The 7,047-nt window shown below is 54.7% G+C and carries 5 protein-coding genes; all 5 read right to left on the reverse strand.

Annotation, left to right across the window (positions count from 1 at the left end; genetic code table 11):
* Positions 1–308: 308 nt before the first annotated feature.
* The 5 genes from dppF to dppA all read right to left on the reverse strand — a co-directional run bounded on the left by dppF (position 309) and on the right by dppA (position 6,033).
* Entirely contained in the window at positions 309–1,331 is a 1,023-nt protein-coding gene (dppF, locus tag P2R09_RS07775) for a dipeptide ABC transporter ATP-binding subunit DppF (protein ID WP_275768586.1), read from the reverse strand.
* A complete protein-coding gene (gene dppD / locus P2R09_RS07780) occupies positions 1,321–2,307 on the reverse strand; it encodes a dipeptide ABC transporter ATP-binding protein (RefSeq protein ID WP_003851998.1) in 987 nt (328 codons plus the stop codon). Before dppD ends, dppF begins: the two co-directional genes overlap by 11 nt.
* A 12-nt stretch (positions 2,308–2,319) precedes the next feature.
* Entirely contained in the window at positions 2,320–3,222 is a 903-nt protein-coding gene (gene dppC / locus P2R09_RS07785) for a dipeptide ABC transporter permease DppC (RefSeq protein ID WP_003851999.1), read from the reverse strand.
* A gap of 9 nt (positions 3,223–3,231) precedes the next feature.
* Positions 3,232–4,251: a dipeptide ABC transporter permease DppB gene (gene dppB, locus P2R09_RS07790; protein WP_003852000.1), complete on the reverse strand. Its 1,020-nt coding sequence runs from the start codon at positions 4,249–4,251 to the stop codon at positions 3,232–3,234.
* Positions 4,252–4,422: 171 nt separating this feature from the next.
* Positions 4,423–6,033, reverse strand: a complete 1,611-nt coding sequence (dppA, locus tag P2R09_RS07795) for a dipeptide ABC transporter periplasmic-binding protein DppA (RefSeq protein ID WP_275768590.1) — start codon at positions 6,031–6,033, stop codon at positions 4,423–4,425.
* Positions 6,034–7,047: the final 1,014 nt, after the last annotated feature.

Here is a 7,047-nt window from a genome sequence, read left to right on the forward strand (position 1 = left end):
TTTTTTCGGAAATAGCCGCTGTGGCAACGAATGGCCCAGCCAGAATGACTCATACCCAACAGCGTATTTAACAGCGATAAGGCCATTTCAGGTGCAGCAAAAAGCCGATGGCTGCCATGAGGGATTGATGGCATTTATCTTTTTCCGCTGAAAATATCACCAGAAAAAAACAGGTTAAAAGTGGTAAAGGAAATAGCGGGGAAATAATCAGAATATGAGTGCAGAACCGCCAGTGGTGCGGCTTGCCACTGAATTGAGATAAAAAAAGGCTCCAGAAAGGAGCCTTCGACTGGGTGCCAGGTGATTGCTCAGCTGACCTGTTCTGCCACCCCAACCGGCTGATTCTCATCCTGATCAACCGCGAAGCAGGCAATTTCCTGCCCGCCATAGTTTTTCAACTTTGGCTGCAGCTGTACACAGGTGCTGAAACGCCGATGGCAGCGTGCATTAAAGGCACAGCCTGGAGGCGGATTCAGCGGGCTTGGCAGCTCGCCGGTCAGCTTAATACGCTCACGACGGTCGTCAGGATTAAGACGCGGTGTCGCTGACAGTAAAGCCTGGGTATAAGGATGGCGCGGATTGGCGAAAATCGCCTCTTTACTGCCCTTCTCTACGCAACGGCCAAGGTACATCACCATCACCTCATCGGCTATGTGTTCTACCACGGATAAATCGTGCGAGATAAAGACGTATGAGAGACCCATATCCTGCTGCAGATCCATCATCAGGTTCAGCACCTGAGCACGCACCGACACGTCGAGCGCCGAAACCGGCTCATCAGCAATCAGCACGTCCGGATCGAGCATCAGCCCGCGCGCAATCGCGATACGCTGGCGCTGTCCACCGGAGAACATGTGTGGATAGCGGTCATAATGTTCAGTTTTCAGGCCGACTTTCGCCATCATCTCCAGCGTCTTCTCGCGACGTTCCGCTTTGGTAAGCGTGGTATTGATCACCAACGGCTCTTCCAGAATCTGGCTCACTTTTTTACGCGGATTGAGTGAGCCATACGGATTCTGGAACACGATCTGGATTTTCTGACGACGCAGCTTCTGCGCCTGAGGATCGTGTTTCAGCAGATCCTGACCGTGCCAGTAGAGCTGCCCTTCGGTCGGGGTTTCAATCATGGTCAGCAGTCGGCCAAGCGTGGATTTACCACAGCCTGACTCGCCAACCACTGCCAGCGTTTTACCGCGTTCCAGATTAAAAGAGACGCCATCAAGTGCCTTGACCAGACGCTCCTGACCAAACAGTCCCTTCTTCACCGGGTAGTGCTTCTTCAGATCAATCGCCTGTAACAGAAACTGATCTTTCTTAATTTCATGACTCATAAGTGGGTCTCCCGGCATCGTCCAGCGGATAGTGACACTTGGACTGGCGTCCTGGAATGGTGCGCAGTTCAGGTTCTTCCTGACGACAAAGGTCAGTCGCATAAGGGCAGCGTGGATTCAGCAGACAGCCAACCGGGCGATCATACTTACCCGGCACGACGCCCGGCAGCGAGGCCAGACGCGCTTTATCCGCCGCAAACTCCGGCAGCGCGCGCAGCAGCGCCTGCGTATAGGGATGGCGCGGCGCTTTGAAAATATCGGTCGCTTTGCCGCTCTCCACCACCTGACCGGCATACATCACGATAATGTGGTGAGCCGCTTCTGCCACTAACGCCAGATCGTGCGTAATCAGAATCAGCGCCATGTTCTCCTGCCGCTGTAACTCCAGCAGCAGTTCGATGATCTGTGCCTGGATAGTCACGTCGAGCGCTGTTGTCGGCTCATCGGCGATGAGCAGCTTTGGCCGGCAGGCGATCGCCATCGCAATCATCACACGCTGGCTCATGCCGCCCGATAGCTGGTGCGGATAGACATCGAGACGTGACGCAGGATCGGGAATACCGACCTGATTCAGCAGGTCGATTGCCCGCTGACGCCGCGTGCGTTTATTGCCGCCCTGATGCACCTTGATCGCTTCCATAATCTGGAAACCCACGGTGTAGCAGGGATTCAGGCTGGTCATCGGGTCCTGAAAAATCATCGCCACTTCTGCACCCACCAGCTGGCGGCGCTCGCGTTCGGAGATGTGTTGCAGGTCGCGCTGGTTGAACTCCAGCTTCTCAGCCATCACTTTGCCGGGGAAATCGATCAGCCCCATGATTGCCAGCGAACTGACTGATTTACCGGAGCCAGACTCGCCCACGATACCCACAACCTGGCCCTGCTCTACCTGATAACTGATGCGGTCAACCGCACGGAACGGTGCTTTATCGTCGCCGAAATGCACCGATAGTTTATCTACATTTAATAACGCCATCTCGGTGCCTCTTTACTGCTTGAGTTTCGGGTCGAGGGCATCACGCAAACCATCGCCCATCAGGTTAAATGCCAGCACGGTAAGCAGAATGACCAATCCAGGGAAGGTCACTACCCACCAGGCACTTTGCGCATACTGCAGAACGTCGGAGAGCATGGTGCCCCACTCCGGCGTTGGCGGTTGCGCACCCATACCGAGAAAGCCCAACGCCGCCATATCGAGAATGGCGTTGGAGAAACCTAATGACGCCTGCACGATAAGCGGTGCAAGGCAGTTAGGCAGAATATTCACGAACATCTGGCGCAGCATACCCGCACCGGCCACGCCGGACGCGGTCACATAGTCGCGGTTCACTTCGACCAGCACCGCCGCGCGGGTCAGACGGATATAGTGCGGCAGTGCCACAAAGGTCAGCGCGATGGAGGCGTTGACGATTGAGGGGCCAAAGATGGCGACCAGCACCAGCGCCAGCAGCAGACTTGGCAGCGCCAGCATGATATCGACCACTCGCATGATGATGGCATCGACCACGCCGCCGAGATAACCGGCCAGCAGGCCAAATATCACGCCGAAAATCAGTGACAGCACCACGACCAGACAGCCCACCAGCAGTGACAGGCGCGCACCGTACATCAGACGCGACAGCACATCGCGGCCCACGTCGTCGGTGCCCAGGATGTAGCTCCAGTTGCCGCCTTCCTGCCAGACCGGCGGATGCAGCAGCGCATCGCGGAACTGCTCAGCAGGTGCATGCGGGGCCAGCACATCGGCAAAGATAGCGCACAGCAATACAATGATGATGTAGACCAGGCCCACAACGGCGCCTTTGTTACGTTTAAAGTAGTGCCAGAATTCCTGGAACGGGGTCATCGGCGTGGGTGCAACGGTAACGCTGCCGGGATCAACAACAGACATGATGCCCCCTTATTTCTTGTGACGTATGCGCGGGTTAACCACGCCATACAGCAGATCAACCAGCAGGTTGACCACGATGATCAGTACTGCGGTCAGCAGCACGCCGCCCTGCACCACCGGATAGTCACGGCGCTGCAACGCTTCAATCAGCCAGCGACCCAGACCCGGCCATGAGAAGATGGTTTCGGTAAGAATCGCCCCGGCCAGCAACGTGCCGACCTGCAGACCAATTACCGTGACCACCGGCAGCATGGCGTTTCGCAGCGCATGCACCACGATCACACGCATCCGCGTCAGGCCTTTAGCGCGCGCCGTACGGATGTAATCTTCACCCAGTACTTCAAGCATCGCCGACCGCGTCATACGCACAATCACCGCCAGCGGAATGGTGCCGAGCACGATGGCTGGCAGAATCATATGCATGACCGCATCGTGGAAGTCGCCCGGCTCACCCCAGAAGAAGGTGTCGATGAGCATAAAGCCGGTCAGTGGCATGCTGTCATCCAGGAAGACGGTGTCGCCGACCCGCCCGGAAACGGGTGTCAGGTTGAACTGAACCGAAACCAGCATGATCAGCATGATGCCCCACCAGAAGATCGGCATGGAGTAGCCGGTCAGTGAGATTCCCACAGCGGTGTGATCGAAAATCGAACCGCGCTTCACCGCCGCCAGAACCCCTACCGGGATGCCAATGGCCACGGCAAATATCATGGCGCAGATACCGAGTTCCAGCGTCGCTTTGAAGCGCGGAACAAACTCATCCCAGACCGGGATGCGGCTTTTAAGTGAAATGCCCAGGTCGCCATGTAATACGCCGTTAATGTAGTGCAGGTACTGTTTCCACAGCGGCTGATCCAGCCCTAACAGGGCCATTAACTGTGCATGACGTTCAGGTGAAATACCACGCTCGCCCGCCATGATCAGCACCGGATCGCCGGGGATCATGTGAACAAACGCGAAGGTGAGTAATGTAATGCCGATAAACGTTGGGATAACAAGGCCCAGACGTCGGAGTATGAACTGCAGCATAATCCGGGTTCTCTCTTGTCCGCGCGACCGTCGCCGCGAGGGTTGTTATTGCTTACATCTGACGATCGGGTAGGCCCGACCGCGACGCAGACTGGCTGCGCCTCTACCGTTTCCAGTAAAACAGGGAGATAAAGCCGGGGCGACGCGCAGCCGCCCCGGAAAAGGCGACAATTATTCTTTAATGTCTACCTGAGCAAAGTAGTGTCCGCCGAGCGGATCGACTTTGTACCCGGAGACTTTCTTGCTGACCGGTTCGTATACCGTTGAGTGCGCGATCATCAGCGCCGGTACCTGGTCATGCATCACAACCTGTGCCTGTTTGTAGTACTCGATGCGCTTCGCCTGATCGGCAGTCGCACGAGCGGGCTGGATCTGGTCCTCGAAGGACTTATCGCACCAGCGCGAGTAGTTAGAGCCATCTTTAGCCGCTGAACAGCTGAACAGGGTGGCCAGGAAGTTATCCGGATCCCCATTGTCGCCGGTCCAGCCCATCATGACGGTCTGGTGCTCGCCCGCTTTGGCGCGCTTCAGATATTCGCCCCACTCGTAGGTGACGATTTTGGCTTTGACGCCAATCTTCGCCCAGTCACTCTGAATCATTTCAGCCATGCGGCGTGCGTTCGGGTTGTAAGGACGCTGAACCGGCATTGCCCACAGGTCGATCGAGAAACCGTCTGCCATGCCCGCTTCTTTCAGCAGTGCTTTGGCTTTCTCAGGATCGTATGCGTAGTCTTTCACCGCGTCGTTATAGCCCCACATTGTTGGTGGGATCAGGTTTTTAGCAGGCTGACCTGCACCCTGATAAACGGCGTCGATAATCGCCTTTTTGTTGACCGCCATGGTCAGTGCCTGACGTACTTTCAGGTTATCCAGCGGTTTTTTCTCAACGTTGTATGACAGATAGCCGACGTTCAGGCCCGCCTGCTCATACAGGTTGATGTTCTTGTCCTGCTTCATACGCGCGATGTCAGCCGGATTTGGATAAGGCATGACCTGACATTCGCCCTTCTGCAGTTTGGCGTAACGCACTGAAGCATCCGGGGTAATGGAGAAGACTAAGCGATCGATTTTTGGCTTGGTGCCCCAGTAATCCGGGTTAGCTTTGTAAAGGATGCGCGAATCTTTCTGGTACTGCAGCAGCTGGAACGGACCGGTACCGACCGGGTTCAGGTCGACGTTTTGCGGGGTGCCCGCTTTCAGCATGTTGTCTGCGTACTCTTTCGACAGAATCGAGGCGAAATCCATGCCGAGGTCGGCGAGGAACGGCGATTCAGGGCGGGTCAGCACGAAGCGAACGGTGTTGTCGTCCACTTTCTCAATTTTGCTGATCAGCTTAGGCATATCCATGCCTTCGAAATATTCGTAGCTGCCGCCGGAGACGCCGTGATAAGCGTTGTTTTTATCCAGCTGGCGCTCAAAGGTGAACACCACATCATCCGCGTTGAAGTCACGCGTCGGTTTGAAATCTTTGGTGGTCTGCCACTTCACGCCTTTGCGCAGGTGGAAGGTGTAAGTTTTACCGTCTTCGCTGACATCCCACTTCTCTGCCAGTGCAGCGTGCAGTTCGGTGGTGCCGATGGTGAACTCAACCAGACGGTTGTAGATCTGACGTGAGCTGGCATCGTAGGTGGTGCCCGAGGTGAACAACTGCGGGTTGAAGCCTTCCGGAGAACCTTCTGAACAGTAAACGAGGGTTTTTGCCTGAACACCGGCGGCGACAGTCATAGCAATCAGGCTCAGACCGACCTTCAGCATCCCGGATTTAGCCAGGGAGTTGATCATGCGTTTGCTCCATTGTGATGTGATGTTGTGTGTATTGCCTGACCTCTGATTTTTTTATGCGGTTCAGGCGTACCACCGAACAGGTGGTTAACGCGCGCTACGATTTTTTGTTTTTTCTGATGCAGGTTATGCATTCAGAAAATTCCGTAACTGCGCATTTATTGACGCATCAATTTGTCAACAGTTGCAAAGAACGTCAATACAACGGTTACTTATTTACACAGAGTGTGAGGAATCGCATGCAACGGTAATAAAAACCGTTTCTGTCCAAATGCCATACAATGCACAGCAGAGCTGACCTGAATTCCGTGCATTGTGCTGGAAGCCTGCTCTATCGCTAGTGATTCTCACCGCTAAAAAACTTAAAACTTTTACCGGTAAATGTTGAATAACTGAACGATTCACCGTGCGTTATGACGTTCATCCAGCGGAATATGCTGGTAAAGAAGCATAAGAAATCAGCATGTTGCCGCTTTCGGTCATAAGAAGAATGTGTCGCGAATTATGATCGCATCGCTTATGGGATAAGGCCTGTCAGCGGGAAAGCAGGGATAATTATTGTCAGTAAGTGGAACGCGCGGAAGATGAGGTTTACTGGAACTTTTTGGAAGGCGACAAAAATGATTTGGATTACTCAGGCGTTCTGAAGCGCCATGTAAGTACCTGATGCGTTTGCCAGACGTGAAGCGAAGGGAGCATACGCCTGTAGCAAAGCATCGCGGGCCAGGGATGGGCCGCGCTGAGCATGCCAGGGATGGCATCTTTTGCGTCTTTGCGAAAGGCGTATGCTCCCTGAAGCCTGCTCAACTGATAAGAGTGCGAATGCTTAGCGATCAGATTGAGATCTACCTCAGGAACACGGGCAGATCGGAAAGTCGCTTAAACCATCCATGGACGCTCGGCCCACGCCGTCCATGGCGTGGGACGCTTTCCTCCTCTGCCCGTGTTCCCTCCGCCTTGAGTTTATGCGCTGCGGTCAGATGCATCTGGCTTTGAACCTGTCAGTCATCTGAA

This window comes from Pantoea sp. Cr_R13 (assembly GCF_029222565.1).
Classification (GTDB): Bacteria; Pseudomonadota; Gammaproteobacteria; order Enterobacterales; family Enterobacteriaceae; genus Pantoea; species Pantoea eucalypti.